At 62.6% G+C, this 13253-nt stretch carries 10 protein-coding genes; 6 read left to right on the forward strand and 4 right to left on the reverse strand.

All coding sequences use genetic code 11. The annotated features are described in order from the left end of the window. Positions 1–49: 49 nt before the first annotated feature. Both ABSE61_RS19780 and ABSE61_RS19785 read left to right on the forward strand, forming a co-directional pair. Positions 50–1525 (forward strand): MFS transporter, encoded by a 1476-nt coding sequence (locus tag ABSE61_RS19780; protein WP_423872821.1) that lies wholly within the window; start codon positions 50–52, stop codon positions 1523–1525. Positions 1526–1857: 332 nt separating this feature from the next. Next, a complete protein-coding gene (locus ABSE61_RS19785) occupies positions 1858–3573 on the forward strand; it encodes a methyl-accepting chemotaxis protein (RefSeq protein WP_423872822.1) in 1716 nt (571 codons plus the stop codon). A gap of 33 nt (positions 3574–3606) precedes the next feature. On the opposite strand, the gene ABSE61_RS19790 is transcribed toward ABSE61_RS19785, so the two are convergent. Together ABSE61_RS19790 and ABSE61_RS19795 are read right to left on the reverse strand one after the other, a co-directional pair. After that, complete coding sequence (locus ABSE61_RS19790; RefSeq protein WP_423872823.1) at positions 3607–4296, reverse strand: RlmE family RNA methyltransferase; 690 nt, start codon at positions 4294–4296, stop codon at positions 3607–3609. A 96-nt stretch (positions 4297–4392) separates the two neighbouring features. Further along, positions 4393–5454: a Ppx/GppA phosphatase family protein gene (locus tag ABSE61_RS19795; RefSeq protein ID WP_423872824.1), complete on the reverse strand. Its 1062-nt coding sequence runs from the start codon at positions 5452–5454 to the stop codon at positions 4393–4395. A gap of 206 nt (positions 5455–5660) precedes the next feature. On the opposite strand from ABSE61_RS19795, the gene ABSE61_RS19800 reads away from it, so the two are divergent. After that, positions 5661–8036: a xanthine dehydrogenase family protein molybdopterin-binding subunit gene (locus tag ABSE61_RS19800; RefSeq protein ID WP_423872825.1), complete on the forward strand. Its 2376-nt coding sequence runs from the start codon at positions 5661–5663 to the stop codon at positions 8034–8036. 135 nt (positions 8037–8171) lie between these two features. On the opposite strand, the gene ABSE61_RS19805 is transcribed toward ABSE61_RS19800, so the two are convergent. Beyond that, positions 8172–8972 carry a hypothetical protein gene (locus ABSE61_RS19805; protein ID WP_423872826.1) on the reverse strand — a complete coding sequence of 267 codons (801 nt, stop codon included), beginning with the start codon at positions 8970–8972 and terminating at the stop codon, positions 8172–8174. Between the two features lie 172 nt (positions 8973–9144). Here ABSE61_RS19805 and ABSE61_RS19810 point away from each other — a divergent pair, with 172 nt between their 5' ends. From ABSE61_RS19810 to ABSE61_RS19820, 3 genes are all read left to right on the forward strand, one after another. Next, on the forward strand, positions 9145–9642 hold the full coding sequence (locus tag ABSE61_RS19810; RefSeq protein ID WP_423872827.1) for a YaiI/YqxD family protein: 498 nt from the start codon (positions 9145–9147) through the stop codon (positions 9640–9642). 11 nt (positions 9643–9653) lie between these two features. Continuing rightward, complete coding sequence (locus tag ABSE61_RS19815) at positions 9654–11462, forward strand: ABC-F family ATP-binding cassette domain-containing protein (protein WP_423872828.1); 1809 nt, start codon at positions 9654–9656, stop codon at positions 11460–11462. A gap of 182 nt (positions 11463–11644) precedes the next feature. Continuing rightward, positions 11645–12727, forward strand: coding sequence for a D-TA family PLP-dependent enzyme (locus ABSE61_RS19820; RefSeq protein ID WP_423872829.1), 1083 nt, complete (start codon positions 11645–11647; stop codon positions 12725–12727). A gap of 83 nt (positions 12728–12810) precedes the next feature. Here the strand turns inward: ABSE61_RS19820 and ABSE61_RS19825 are convergent, their stop codons facing one another. After that, entirely contained in the window at positions 12811–13224 is a 414-nt protein-coding gene (locus ABSE61_RS19825; RefSeq protein WP_423872830.1) for a cupin domain-containing protein, read from the reverse strand. Positions 13225–13253 lie beyond the last annotated feature (29 nt).

The raw sequence follows: 13253 nt of genomic DNA on the forward strand, positions 1-13253 counted from the left end.
AACTAAGGCAGGACTGCCTCATAAGTTCCCCGCATCACAAAGTATCTCCATGGACAAACAACGTCTGCTTCCACTGATCGTGGCCACTGCGCTGTTCATGGAGAACATGGATTCGACGGTCATCGCGACGTCGCTGCCGGCGATTGCCGCCGACATCGGCACGAGCCCGTTAACGCTCAAGCTCGCGATCACGTCCTATCTTTTGTCGCTTGCCGTGTTCATTCCGGCGAGCGGCTGGACCGCCGACCGTTTCGGCGCGCGGCTGGTTTTTTCAGCGGCGATCGCGGTATTCATGGCCGGCTCGATCGGCTGCGCGTTGTCGGAATCGGTCGCCGGTTTTGTCTTTGCACGCACGCTGCAAGGCATCGGCGGCGCGATGATGACGCCGGTCGGACGGCTCGTGCTGTTACGCTCGATCGACAAGAGTGCGCTCGTGAACGCCATGGCCTGGGTCACCGTTCCGGCGCTGGTAGGCCCTGTGATCGGACCGCCGCTCGGCGGATTCATCACCACCTATTTTTCCTGGCACTGGATTTTCCTGATCAACATCCCGATCGGGCTGCTCGGCATCTTCATGGCGCTGCGCTACATCGATCCCATCAAAAGCGAGAACCCCGAGCGATTCGATCTCTACGGCATGGTGCTCGCCGGCGTTGGGCTGGCCGGAATCGCCTTCGGCCTCTCGGTCGCCGGACTCAATCTGTTGCCGTGGAGCGTCGTCGCCGCGTTAGTCGCCATCGGCTCGATTTCAATGACGCTTTATGTCACCCACGCCCGGCGGACCTCTTCCCCCGTGCTCGATTTCGGACTGCTTCGGCTGCCGACCATGCGCGCCAGTATTCTCGGCGGCTTTCTGTTTCGGCTTGGCATCGGCTCGCTGCCGTTTCTGCTGCCGCTGTTGATGCAGGTCGGTTTCGGCCTGTCCCCGTTCCACTCCGGGCTTGTCACCTTCGGCACCGCCGCGGGCGCCATGGGCATGAAGACGCTCGCCGCGCGCATCATCCGAACGTTCGGCTTCCGCAATCTGATGACAATCAACGCCGTCATCAGTTCGATCTTCCTTGCCGCCTGCGCGCTGTTCACCGTCACGACGCCACTGCTGCTGATCGTGATCATCCTTGTGGTCGGCGGTTTCTTCCGCTCGCTGGAATTCACCGCGATCAACACGGTCGCTTATGCGGAAGTCGAGCCGCCGCAGATGAGCCGCGCCACGACACTCGTCAGCGTCAACCAGCAGCTGGCGGTTTCGGCCGGCGTCGCGGTCGGCGCCTTCTCGGTGGAATCCACCATGTGGTTCCGCCACGTGAACGAACTGACCGCCGACGTCTTCGCCCCGGCCTTCCTTGTGGTCAGCGTGATATCGGTCGCCTCGGCCTTCCTGTTCTGGCGGATGCCTGACGATGCGGGCCACGAAATCTCGGGCCGCAAGGCGGTGGAGATTTCCAGCCGCAAGGGCGCGGCCAAGGAAGCCGTCAAGGCGGCAAGCCAGGGCACTCAGGATGCGCGGGATCAGCGGTTGGGGTGATGGTCTGTCTCGTGTCCCGAACGCGGTGCATCGTGTAACGCTGCACCGCAGAGCCGGGACCAATTGGACCCCGGATCAGCAGCGCAACGCGCCAGAGATCTACCGACAACGTTCCAAATATGCGCCGGCGCTGCGCTGCATCCGGGGAACGCCGGATGCACCATCGTCATGTGTTCGCATGATCCGCCTTTCACTGCCTAACTCATAAGCATCGCCATAACCAAGGCGTGAAATGATCGTGAATCCGATTTTAACGATTGGGTTTTAGCGTCGCGGTTATTAGCCAGCGCATGATCGACACGCTTTAGCGCAGCACTCGCCGGACCGTACCCATGTCGAAATTTCTCAATCTGTTTTCGAACCGCTCGATTGCCGCGAAACTAGCGGCCATGACGATTGTCGGGGCGATATGCATGGCGCTGGTCGCAACCTCGGTACTGCTCGTCGGACGCAACCAATTGATTGTCGAACGGACGCAGAAGGCACAAGCCATCGTCGATTCGGTCTGGCAGATCGCCGATGGCTTTCAAAAGGCCGTTACCGCGGGCCAGATGACGGATCAGGAAGCGAGAGCGCGCTTTCTGGCTGTCGCCAGCCTGGTTTGGTATGAAAACCACACCAACTACGTCTTCATCTACGACTACGACACCGGAATCATGGTCGCCAACCCCAGCGTGACCACGCTGGTGGGCAAGGACATGCGCAACATGAAGGATGCCAATGGCATGCCGTTCGCATCGACCCTGATCGATATCGCGCGGCAAGGCGGGGCGGGCTCTAGCCTTCGTTTTGTTTTCCTGAGCAGCAGCGCCGATCCGACACCCGTCGACAAAGTGGCCTGGGCCCGCGGCTTTGAACCCTGGCACCTGATGATCGGGAACGCGCAGTTCATTTCCTCGGTCGACGCGTCGTTCTGGTCGATGGTGCGTACCGCATCGATCGTCATCGCCGTGCTGATGATGCTGTCGATCGCCATCGCCTGGATGATTACCCGTAGCGTGGTGAAGCCGCTGGCCGTTCTGAAACATCGCATGGCCTCGCTCAGCATCGGCGAATTCGAGGCGCCGGTCGCCAATATGGACCGCAAGGACGAAATCGGCGAGATGGCGCGTACCGTCGGTGTATTCCGCAATGCCATGATCGAGACCGATCGTCTGCGCGAGGAGCAAACCGCGATCGAAGGCCGACAGACCGAGCAGCTCAAATCCGAGATGAACCGGCTGGCCGATCAGTTTGAGCGCGATGTCGGCGAGATTATCGTGCTGGTGTCGAGCGCAGCGAGCCAGCTGGAAGCCTCGGCAACGACATTAAGCCGGACCGCGGACACGGTTCAGACCGTCAGCAACCACGCGGCGGATGCGTCGAGCAGCGCATCGACCAATGTGCATTCGGTGGCCGCGGCCAGCGAGGAACTGGCGTCGTCGGTGGCCGAGATCAGCCGTCAGGTCGATGCTTCTTCTCGCATTGCGTCTGATGCGGTGGATCAGGCACAGAAGACCGATGCGCGCATCGGCCGGCTATCGCAATCGGCGGCGGAGATCGGCGAAGTGGTCAATCTCATCAAGAATATCGCGGAGCAGACCAATCTCCTGGCGCTTAACGCCACCATCGAGGCGGCGCGCGCCGGCGAAGCCGGCCGCGGTTTCGCGGTGGTCGCGGCCGAAGTGAAGAGTCTGGCCGAGCAAACCGCCGATGCCACCGGCAGGATCAGCCAGCAAGTCGCCAATATTCAGTCTGAGACGCAGGACTCGGTGGTAGCGATCAAGGAAATCGGCACGACCATCGGACGGATCTCGGAAATTTCCTCCACCATCGCTTCGGCCGTTGAAGAGCAGAGCGCCGCCACGCAAGAGATCTCCGGCAACGTGCAACGCGCGGCTGAGGGCACCTCACAGGGCGCCGCCAACATCGCCGACGTGCAGCGCGGCGCTGCCGAAACCCGCACCGCCTCGTCGCAGGTGCTGTCAGCGGCCCAATCGCTGTCGACTGAGAGCAACCGGTTGAAACAGGAAGTCGGAAAATTCATGGACTCGGTGAGGGCGGCATAATCTCTGGCGGACACGGCTCGCGGCGTATGCGGTCTAGGCCTGTTCCTTGCCGCCTCGAAATCCCGTTGCCAGCACGTAGCGCTCGGAGGAATCCTGCCGGCTCGCTGCCGGCTTGACGTGGCGGACGTTCGCATAATCGCGTTTCAACTGAACCATTAGTTCGGCGTCGGCGCCGCTCTGAAAGGCTTTCGCCAGGAACGTCCCGCCCGGTTTCAACACTTCGGCGGCAAACGACGCGGCCGTTTCAATCAGACCGACCATCCGCAACTGGTCGGTCTTGCGATGGCCGGTCGTGTTCGCCGCCATATCGGACATCACGATATCGGCGCGCCCTTCCATCATCGCAATCAGACGCTCCGGCGCGCGGGAATCGAGAAAATCGAGCTGCGCGAAAACGACGCCGGCGATCTCCGGCATTTCCAACAGGTCGATCGCCACCACCCTGCCCTTGCCACTCGCGAGCCCGATCCGCTTGGCCGCGATCTGGCTCCAGCCGCCCGGCGCGGCACCGAGATCGACCACCGTCATGCCGGGCTTGAGAAGATGATGTTTGTCGTCGATCTCGATCAGCTTGTAGGCCGCGCGCGAACGCAGGCCTTCACGCTTGGCGCGGGCCACATAGGGATCGTTGAGCTGGCGTTCGAGCCAGAGCTTTGAGGACAGCTTGCGCTTGCCGCCGGTCTTGACGGTGACATGCAGCCGCCCAGTGGTATCCTTGGCCATTCTATCCTGCTTGAGGTCATTGCGGGGTGCGCGAAGCGCAGGCCCGGACTCTCGAGATTCCGGGTTCGCATCTTCGATGCGCCCCGGAATGACATTTTAACGTGAACTTAGCGCGCCGTCCTCGCGCATCATTTCCACCAGCATGCCCTCGCGCAAGCCGCGGTCCGCGACGCGCAGCCGCGGCAGCGGGAAGGCGTTGCGGATGGCATCGAGTATGGCGCAGCCCGCCAGCACCAGATCGGCGCGCTCTGCGCTGATGCAGTGATTGGCGGCGCGCTCCTGATAGCTCATGCGCAACAGGCGCGCGATGGTCGCGGTGATGTCCGCATCGTTCATCCAGATTCCGTCGACCCGCCGCCGGTCGTAGCGGTGCAGATTGAGATGAATGCCGGCGAGCGTCGTCACCGTGCCGGAGGTGCCGAGCAGATGCATGCCCGCAAGATCGCCGCTGTGTTCGGCCGCGAATGGCTCGACGTGCTTGGCGACTTCGGCGATCATGGCGGCATAGGATTGCGCGGTGACATCACGGCCGCCGAAATGCTCGGCCAGCGTGACCACGCCGAGCGGGATCGACATCCAGGCCTTGATGCGCGGCGTGGCACCCGCCTGCGGATCGCGCTCGATCCGCACCAGTTCGCTCGATCCGCCGCCGATATCGAACAGGATGGCGCCGCGCCCCAAGGGATCGATCAGCGGCGAGCAGCCGATCACCGCCAGCGCCGCCTCGGTCTCGCGGTCGATGACTTCGAGCCGGATGCCGGTTTCGGCGGCGACGCGTTTGCGAAAGCCTTCGGCATTCGAAGCGGCCCGGCAGGCTTCGGTTGCGATCAGCCGCAAACGCCTGGCCTTTCGCGATTTGATCTTGTCGCGGCAAACGCTCAAGGCGGCAATCGCGCGATCGATCGCGGCGTCGCTGATGCAGCCGGTGGCCGAAATGCCTTCGCCGAGGCGAATGATCCGTGAAAACGAATCGACCACGCGAAAGCCGTCTTCGGTCGGGCAAGCGATCAAAAGGCGGCAGTTATTGGTGCCAAGATCCAGCGCCGCATAGACCTCGGCGCCGGGAACCAGCTTTGCCTCCGCGGCATCGGCCGCGACCGGTATTACCGAGCTACCGCGCGACGCCGCGTCGTCGCGCGCTCGCGTATCGTCCGTCATCCAAATGTCTTTCCCCGGCCATGAAGGGCCGACGAGGAATGTCTGTTTCGGAAACGACTCTAGCAGTGGCAAGAATGGTGGCAAGGGCGGTGCAGCAACCCTACATGGCATCATACCCAAACAGACGTTGTCGCCGCCAAAAGCGTGGTCTATTGGGGTGAAGGCCGGAAAAACTTCAGGAAAACCGGCCATTTTCAGGTTTTTCAATGCAAGATCATACCTCCCCCGGTTCGCTGGAAAACGCTATTGCACTGCAAAAATACGGGGTGGGGCAGCCGGTCCGCCGCAAGGAGGACGACACGCTCGTCCGCGGCAAGGGCAAATATACCGACGATTTCCAGCTTCCCGGGCAGGCCTATGCCTGGATCGTGCGCTCCAGCCACGCCCATGGCGTGCTGCGCGGGATCGACACCTCAGCCGCCAAAGCCATGCCCGGCGTGCTCGGCGTGTGGACCGGAACCGATCTGGTCGCCGCCGGCTATGGCCCCTTCACCTGTGCGTTGCCGCTGAAGAGCCGCGACGGCACGCCGCTCCATCAAACCAATCGCACCGCGCTGATGACCGACAAGGTGCGCTATGTCGGCGATCCGGTCGCGTTTGTTGTCGCCGAAACGCTCGTGCAGGCCCGCGATGCCGCCGAGGCGGTCGAGGTCGACATCGATCCGCTGCCGTCGGTCACCGACCCCGAGGAAGCGGCCCAGCCCGGCGCGCCGCAGCTTTACGATCACATCCCCGACAACGTCGCGCTCGATTATCACTTCGGCGATACCGAGAAGGTGGAGCAAGCGTTCAAGAATGCGGCGCATGTCACCAGACTCGACATCCTCAACACCCGCGTCGCGGTGGTGGCGATGGAACCGCGCGCCGCGCTCGCCTCCTATGACAAGCCAAGCGAACGCTTTACGATTCAGGTTCCGACCCAGGGCGTTGCCGCCAACCGCGTCGGTCTCGCCAAGAACATCCTGAAAGTGCCGAACGATAAAGTGCATTTGCTGACCGCCAATGTCGGCGGTTCGTTCGGCATGAAGAATATCAATTATCCCGAATATATCTGCATCCTGCACGCGGCAAAGGCGTTGGGACGGCCTGTGAAATGGACCGACGAGCGCTCGACCAGCTTTCTGTCGGACAGCCACGGCCGCGCCCAGAAGGTCCATTGCGAGCTCGCGCTCGATGCGGAAGGCAAGTTCCTGGCGGTCAAGATTTCCGGCTACGGCAATCTCGGCGCCTACATTACCGGTGTCGCCCCACAACCGTTGTCGCTGAACATCGGCAAGAATCTCGGCAGCGTCTACCGGACGCCGGCGATGACGGTCGACATCAAGACCGTGCTGACCAACACCACGCTGATGGGCGCCTATCGCGGCGCCGGGCGGCCCGAGGCCAACTATTTCATGGAGCGGCTGATCGATCGCGCCGCCGACGAGATGGGCATCAACCGGCTGACGCTCCGCAAGCGCAATTTCATCAAGCCTGCGCAGATGCCCTTTGCCGCCTCCTCCGGCGTCACCTATGACAGCGGCGATTTTCAGGGCGTGTTCGACAAGGCGCTGGATATCTCCGACCACGCCAATTTTGCCAAGCGCAGGAAGGAGAGCCGCAAGCGCGGCAAGCTGCGGGGGATCGCGGTCGGCTCCTACCTCGAAGTCACCGCGCCGCCCAATGTCGAACTCGGCAAGATCGTGTTCGAGGACGACGGCTCGGTGAAGATCATCACCGGCACGCTCGACTACGGGCAAGGTCACGCGACGCCATTTGCACAGGTGCTCGCAACCCATCTCGGCGTGCCCTTCGAGCGCATCACACTCGAACAGGGCGACAGCGACCTCGTGCATACCGGCAACGGCACCGGCGGTTCGCGCTCGATTACGGCAAGCGGCATGGCGATCGTCGAAGCCTCACAGCTCATCGTCGAAAAGGGCAAGCGCGCCGCCGCGCACCTGATGGAAGCCGCCGAAGGCGACATCGAATTTGCGGGCGGCCAGTTCACCATCGCCGGCACCGACCGCTCGATCGACATCATGGAGCTTGCAAAGCGCGTGCGCGAAGGCCAGATGCCGGAAGACGTGCCCTCCTCGCTCGACGTCGATCATACGAGCGGGCCGGTGCCTTCGACCTTCCCCAATGGCTGCCATGTCGCCGAGGTCGAGATCGATCCCGAAACCGGCGTCGTGGAAATCGTGCGCTACACCGGCGTCAACGATTTCGGCACCGTCGTCAACCCGATGCTCGTCGCGGGTCAGCTGCACGGCGGCGTCGCGCAGGGCATCGGACAGGCCTTCATGGAATGCGTCAGCTACGACGCCAACGGCCAGCCGATTACGGGTTCGTTCATGGACTATGCGCTGCCGCGCGCCGAAGACATCCCCTTGATGCAAATCGGCGATCATCCGGTGCCGGCCAAATCGAATCCGCTCGGCACCAAAGGCTGCGGCGAAGCCGGCTGCGCCGGCTCGCTCTCGACGCTGACCAATGCGGTGCTGGATGCGCTCTCGGAGCTCGGTATCACCCATATCGACATGCCGCTGACAACGGAGCGCGTCTGGCGCGCCATTCGGGATGCGAAGACGAAGGCGGCGTGAGGGAGCGTTATTCCTCCACTCGTCATGGCCGGGCTTGACCCGGCCATCCACGTCTTGGCGCCACAAAAAGGAAGACGTGGATGCCCGCGACAAGCGCGGGCATGACGTAGGAAGGTGTCGCGCCTTCGCTGACGCCTACGCCGCCGCCTGCTCGCGCGGCTGATAGATCGCGATATGATGACAATGCGCCAGCGGCGTCGTGCCATTGCCGACAACGAGTGCATCGAGCTCAACGAAGCGATGGCCCTTCTTCTCGTAATTGCCGGTGACTTTCGCCCGCGCGATTATTTCATCGCCGCGGCGCGCGGCGTTCAACAACTGCATCCGGCTGCCGACGTGAATCCACGGGCCCAGGATCGCGTTGTCGACCAGCACCTTGTTCATCACCCGCTGCAGCAATCCGGGATGGCCGAGCCCTTCGCGCGCGTAGACGGGATCGTGCTCGCGCACCTCGCCCAGATATTCATCCGCCGCCTCATCGGCCCATGTGCGCGGCATCGAGCCCAGCCATTGGCCGGCCTCATAGGAGGTGACGCTGACCGGCTTGCGTTCCGACACCGGCGCGGTTTCCGGGTAATCGGCGATCGAGAGGCGAGGTGCGGCCGCAGGAAGCGACGCGGTTCCGGTCGCGCAGAGTTCGCCACGGCTTTCGACCTCGATCGCAATCACGCCATCGTTTTCCGCACCCCTGATATCGGTGATTTCGCCGTCATAGACCGGCTTGACGAAGCGCGCCTCGATCAGGCCGCGTTCGAGGAAGGCACGGCCCCATTTTGCGACCGGAACATGCATCATGTAGGCCATGACGTCGACGCCGGGAACGAGACCGCCGCTGAAGCCGAAACGGCGCGCCACCGTATCGTCATGCATCCTGTTTTCGGACAATTTGGCGGTGTTATAGGCCTCAACACGATAGGTTTCGATTAGGCCAGCCATAGCCCCATCCCTTTTTGACTTTGGATTTCGCGGCCGATGGTACGCCAAGGGAAATCCATATCAAGGGTCTCCAAGGGGCTCGGCAAGGAGCTTCAAGGGTCGCCTTTTGGTGGCCGATGGGCTACACGCGCATCGCAAACCCTGCGACCGGTTCCTATCTATTCAATCAACAATGACAACGCCCCCAAATCCCACCCGCATCTATGTCGATGCCGACGCCTGCCCAGTCAAAGACGAGATTTACCGGGTCGCGGCGCGGCACGGGCTTGCCGTGAGCGTTGTCGCCGGACAGTTCATCCGGGTGCCGCAGGATCCGATGATCGAGCGGATTGCGGCAGGGTCGGCGATGGACGCCGCCGATGACTGGATCGCGGGTCGCGCTGGCCAGGGCGACATCGTCATCACGTCGGATATCCCGCTCGCCAGCCGCTGTGTGAAGGCCGGCGCCGAGGTGATCGCGCCGAACGGCAAGCCGTTCACCGAGCAATCGATCGGGATGACGCTGGCGGTGCGCAATCTTATGACCGACCTGCGTTCGTCGGGCGAAGTCACCGGCGGGCCAAAATCGTTCGCCGCCCGCGACCGTTCGACGTTTCTTGCCGCGCTAGACCAGACCATCCGCCGCATCCAGCGCCGGCGCGCCGACGCGCCCGCACCCCCTCAAGGTTGAACCGAGACATCATGGCCCCGCCGCTGATCCAGTTGAAAGACATCGCGCTGACCTTCGGCGGCACGCCGTTATTGTCAGCCGTCGAACTGTCGGTGTCGGCCCAGGAGCGCGTCTGTCTGATCGGCCGCAACGGCTCCGGCAAATCGACGCTGTTGAAGATTGCCGCGGGTCTGGTCGAGCCCGATAGCGGCAGTCGTTTTGTGCAACCCGGCGCCACTGTCCGCTATCTGCCTCAGGAGCCGGATTTCGCAGGCTTTAACACCACGCTCGCTTATGTCGAAGCAGGGCTCGGACCCGGCGATGACCGCTATCCGGCGCGCTATGTGCTGGAACAGCTCGGCCTTCGCGGCGATGAGGACCCCGCGCATCTGTCCGGCGGCGAGGCGCGCCGCGCGGCGCTTGCGCGGGTGCTGGCGCCGTCGCCCGACATTCTGCTTCTGGACGAGCCGACCAACCACCTTGACCTCACCACGATCGAATGGCTGGAAAGCGAACTCGATGGCCGCCGCAGCGCGCTGGTCATCATCAGCCATGATCGCCGATTCCTTTCCAATTTGTCGCGTGCCACCGCCTGGCTCGACCGCGGCAAGATCAGGCAGATCGATCGCGGCTTTGCGGGCTTCGAGGCCTGGCGCGACGAGGTACTGGCCGAGGAGGAGCGCGAGCAGCACAAGCTCGACCGCAAGATCGTCAATGAAGAACACTGGCTGCGTTACGGCGTTTCAGGCCGCCGCAAGCGCAACGTCAAACGGCTCGGCGATCTGCATGCGTTGAGGCAGCAGCGGCGCGACTATCGCGGCACGACGGGCAACGCCAATCTCGCCGCCACTGAGGCGGATAAATCCGGCAAACTGGTCATCGAGGCAAAAAACATCGGCCGCAGCTATGGCGATCGCAAGATCGTCGACGACTTCTCGATCCGCATTCAGCGCGGCGACCGCATCGGCATCGTCGGCCCCAACGGCGCCGGCAAGACCACCCTGATCGAAATGCTCACCGGCGCCAATCCGCCCGACACCGGCAGCATCCGTTTCGGCGCCAATATCGAAATGGCGACGCTGGACCAGCATCGCGAAAGCCTCGATCCGAAATCGACACTGGCCGAGGCCTTGACGGGCGGACGTGGCGACCACGTCATGGTCAGCGGCAAGCCAAAACATGTCATCGGCTACATGAAGGACTTTCTGTTCGGCGAAGAACAAAGGCGCACGCCGCTGGAAGCCTTATCTGGTGGCGAGCGCGGCCGGTTGATGCTGGCGCGGGCGCTGGCAAAACCTTCCAATCTCCTGGTGCTGGACGAGCCGACCAACGACCTCGACCTTGAAACCCTCGACGTGCTCGAGGACATGCTCGGCGACTATGAGGGAACGGTGATCCTGATCAGCCACGACCGCGACTTCCTCGACCGCGTCGTCACGTCCGTGATCGTGCCCGAAGGCGACGGCAAGTGGATCGAATATGCCGGCGGCTATTCCGACATGCTGGCCCAGCGCGGGGTGGACCTGAAGCGCGAAGCCAAGGCGGCGGCGATCGAGCGCAAGAAGACCGCCTCGACGGACACGTCTTCGAGCGCGCCGAAGCGCCGGCTCAATTTCAATGAAAAGCACGCGCTCGAAACCCTGCCGAAGACCATCGCCAAGCTGCAGGCCGAAATCGCCAAACAGCAACGGCATCTTGACGATCCCGATCTCTACAAGAAGGATCGCAAGAAATTTGACCAGGCCTCTGATGCCCTGACCAAGGCGCAGAAAGAGTTGCAGGAAGCCGAGGACAAATGGCTGGAACTTGAAGTGCTACGTGAAGAGATAGAACAGGCCTGAGTGTCTTCTCCCTCCCCTCCCCCTGCAAGGGGGAGGGTTGGGGTGGGGGTCGGACGCACGCAGATGGAATTGACCCCCCCTCCCGTCTCGCTCAGCCGCTTAAAAATTGCGGCCGAGCGCGCCGACCTCCCCCTTTGAAGGGGAGGTGAAAACGGCAACATCGTTGGTTGGAGAAACAAGAAATGACAACTCCCCTCGCCGCCAAAATCGCCCGCGAATACGGCACGCCCGTTGCCGTGATCGACATGGACCGGGTCGAGCGCAACATCGCACGCGTGCAGAAGGCTTGCGACGCGGCCGGCGTCGCCAACCGCCCGCACATCAAGACCCACAAGAGCCCGATACTCGCGAAACTCCAGATCGCGGCCGGCGCCAAAGGCATTACCTGCCAGAAGATCGGCGAAGCCGAAATCATGGCGGCTGCTGGCATCGACGACATCCTGATCAGCTACAATCTCCTGGGCGAAGAGAAGATGGCGCGCCTCGGCGCGTTGCAGGCCAAGGCCCACATGACGGTCGCGGCCGACAATCCGACCGTTGTGGCAAGCCTGATGCAGGCGGCAGCGGCTTCAGGCCTTCCGCTCTCGGTCGTGGTCGAATGCGACACGGGGCGCAAACGCGCCGGCGTCGAAACACCAACGGAGGCGATTGCGCTGGCGCGGCAGATTGCCGATTCCAAGGGTCTCGTCTTTGCGGGCTTCATGCTCTACCCGACCGAGACCGGCTGGACGGAAGCGCAGAAATTCTATGACGAGGCGCTGGCCGGCGTCCGCGCGCATGGCCTCGATGCATCGATGGTCTCGACCGGCGGCTCGCCGAACCTGAAGAATCTCGGCAAGCTCAGGGGCGCGACCGAGCATCGACCCGGCACCTACATCTATAACGACCGCATGCAGGTCGGCGCCGATGTCGCGACCTGGAACGACTGCGCGCTCAATATCTATTCCACCGTGGTCAGCCGCGCCGGTCCCGATCGCGGCATTCTCGATGCGGGCTCGAAAACGCTGACATCAGATACCGGCAGCGGGCTCGACGGCCACGGCCTGATCCTCGAACACCCCGAAGCCAGGATCGCGAAATTCGCCGAGGAGCACGGCTTCCTCGATCTCACCCGCAGCAACACGAGGCCGGAAGTCGGCGATGTCGTGCGGATCATCCCCAACCACGTCTGCGTCGTCGTCAACATGATGGACGAGGTGGTGATGGTGCGCGGCGAGGAGATCCTCGGCACGCTGAAGGTCGAGGCGCGGGGGAAACTGCGCTAGCTGCGCGCGAGTGCTGAAAGACGCTCTACGCTGCGAGGAAGGATCTTCCGGCGCGACGCGCCCAGCAAGGAATCCAGCACAATTTACTTCGAACCCAGCATTTCGATCAGCGGTCGATCCTTTGTATCGGTGATATAGAAGGCGATAAGCTCGGCAGGCTCGGTTGCAGATGCATTATCGAACCGCTCGGTGGTGACACCAGCCGGCTCGAAGAAACTGTCGCCCGTCTTGATGACCTTCTCAGGCTCCCCCTCTCTCTTGAAGATGAAGCTGCCGGCGGTGACCACGCCGGCAACCGAAATCGGATGACGATGAAGACCCGTCGGCTGCCGCGGGGCAAACCGGATACGCGCACCACGAACCAGCTTGACGGGCGGATTGCTCGATGGAATCGCCTCTTCCAGTACCGGAACACGCTGCAAGGGCGGAAAGTCTTCGGCGATAGCTGCCGCCGAAATGGCTGATAATGCCCCGACGGCTATCAACGTTTGTTTCATCGATTTGTCTCCCGTTTCGTCAATATTCA

This window comes from Bradyrhizobium sp., assembly GCF_049519115.1.
Classification (GTDB): domain Bacteria; phylum Pseudomonadota; class Alphaproteobacteria; order Rhizobiales; family Xanthobacteraceae; genus Bradyrhizobium.

Coding starts and splice junctions, on each gene's coding strand:
- ABSE61_RS19815 (WP_423872828.1), top strand. CDS start 9,654: ATGGCCCCGCCGCTGATCCAGTTGAAAGACATCGCGCTGACCTTCGGC.
- ABSE61_RS19780 (WP_423872821.1), top strand. CDS start 50: ATGGACAAACAACGTCTGCTTCCACTGATCGTGGCCACTGCGCTGTTC.
- ABSE61_RS19800 (WP_423872825.1), top strand. CDS start 5,661: ATGCAAGATCATACCTCCCCCGGTTCGCTGGAAAACGCTATTGCACTG.
- ABSE61_RS19810 (WP_423872827.1), top strand. CDS start 9,145: ATGACAACGCCCCCAAATCCCACCCGCATCTATGTCGATGCCGACGCC.
- ABSE61_RS19805 (WP_423872826.1), bottom strand. CDS start 8,972: ATGGCTGGCCTAATCGAAACCTATCGTGTTGAGGCCTATAACACCGCC.
- ABSE61_RS19790 (WP_423872823.1), bottom strand. CDS start 4,296: ATGGCCAAGGATACCACTGGGCGGCTGCATGTCACCGTCAAGACCGGC.
- ABSE61_RS19795 (WP_423872824.1), bottom strand. CDS start 5,454: ATGACGGACGATACGCGAGCGCGCGACGACGCGGCGTCGCGCGGTAGC.
- ABSE61_RS19825 (WP_423872830.1), bottom strand. CDS start 13,224: ATGAAACAAACGTTGATAGCCGTCGGGGCATTATCAGCCATTTCGGCG.
- ABSE61_RS19820 (WP_423872829.1), top strand. CDS start 11,645: ATGACAACTCCCCTCGCCGCCAAAATCGCCCGCGAATACGGCACGCCC.
- ABSE61_RS19785 (WP_423872822.1), top strand. CDS start 1,858: ATGTCGAAATTTCTCAATCTGTTTTCGAACCGCTCGATTGCCGCGAAA.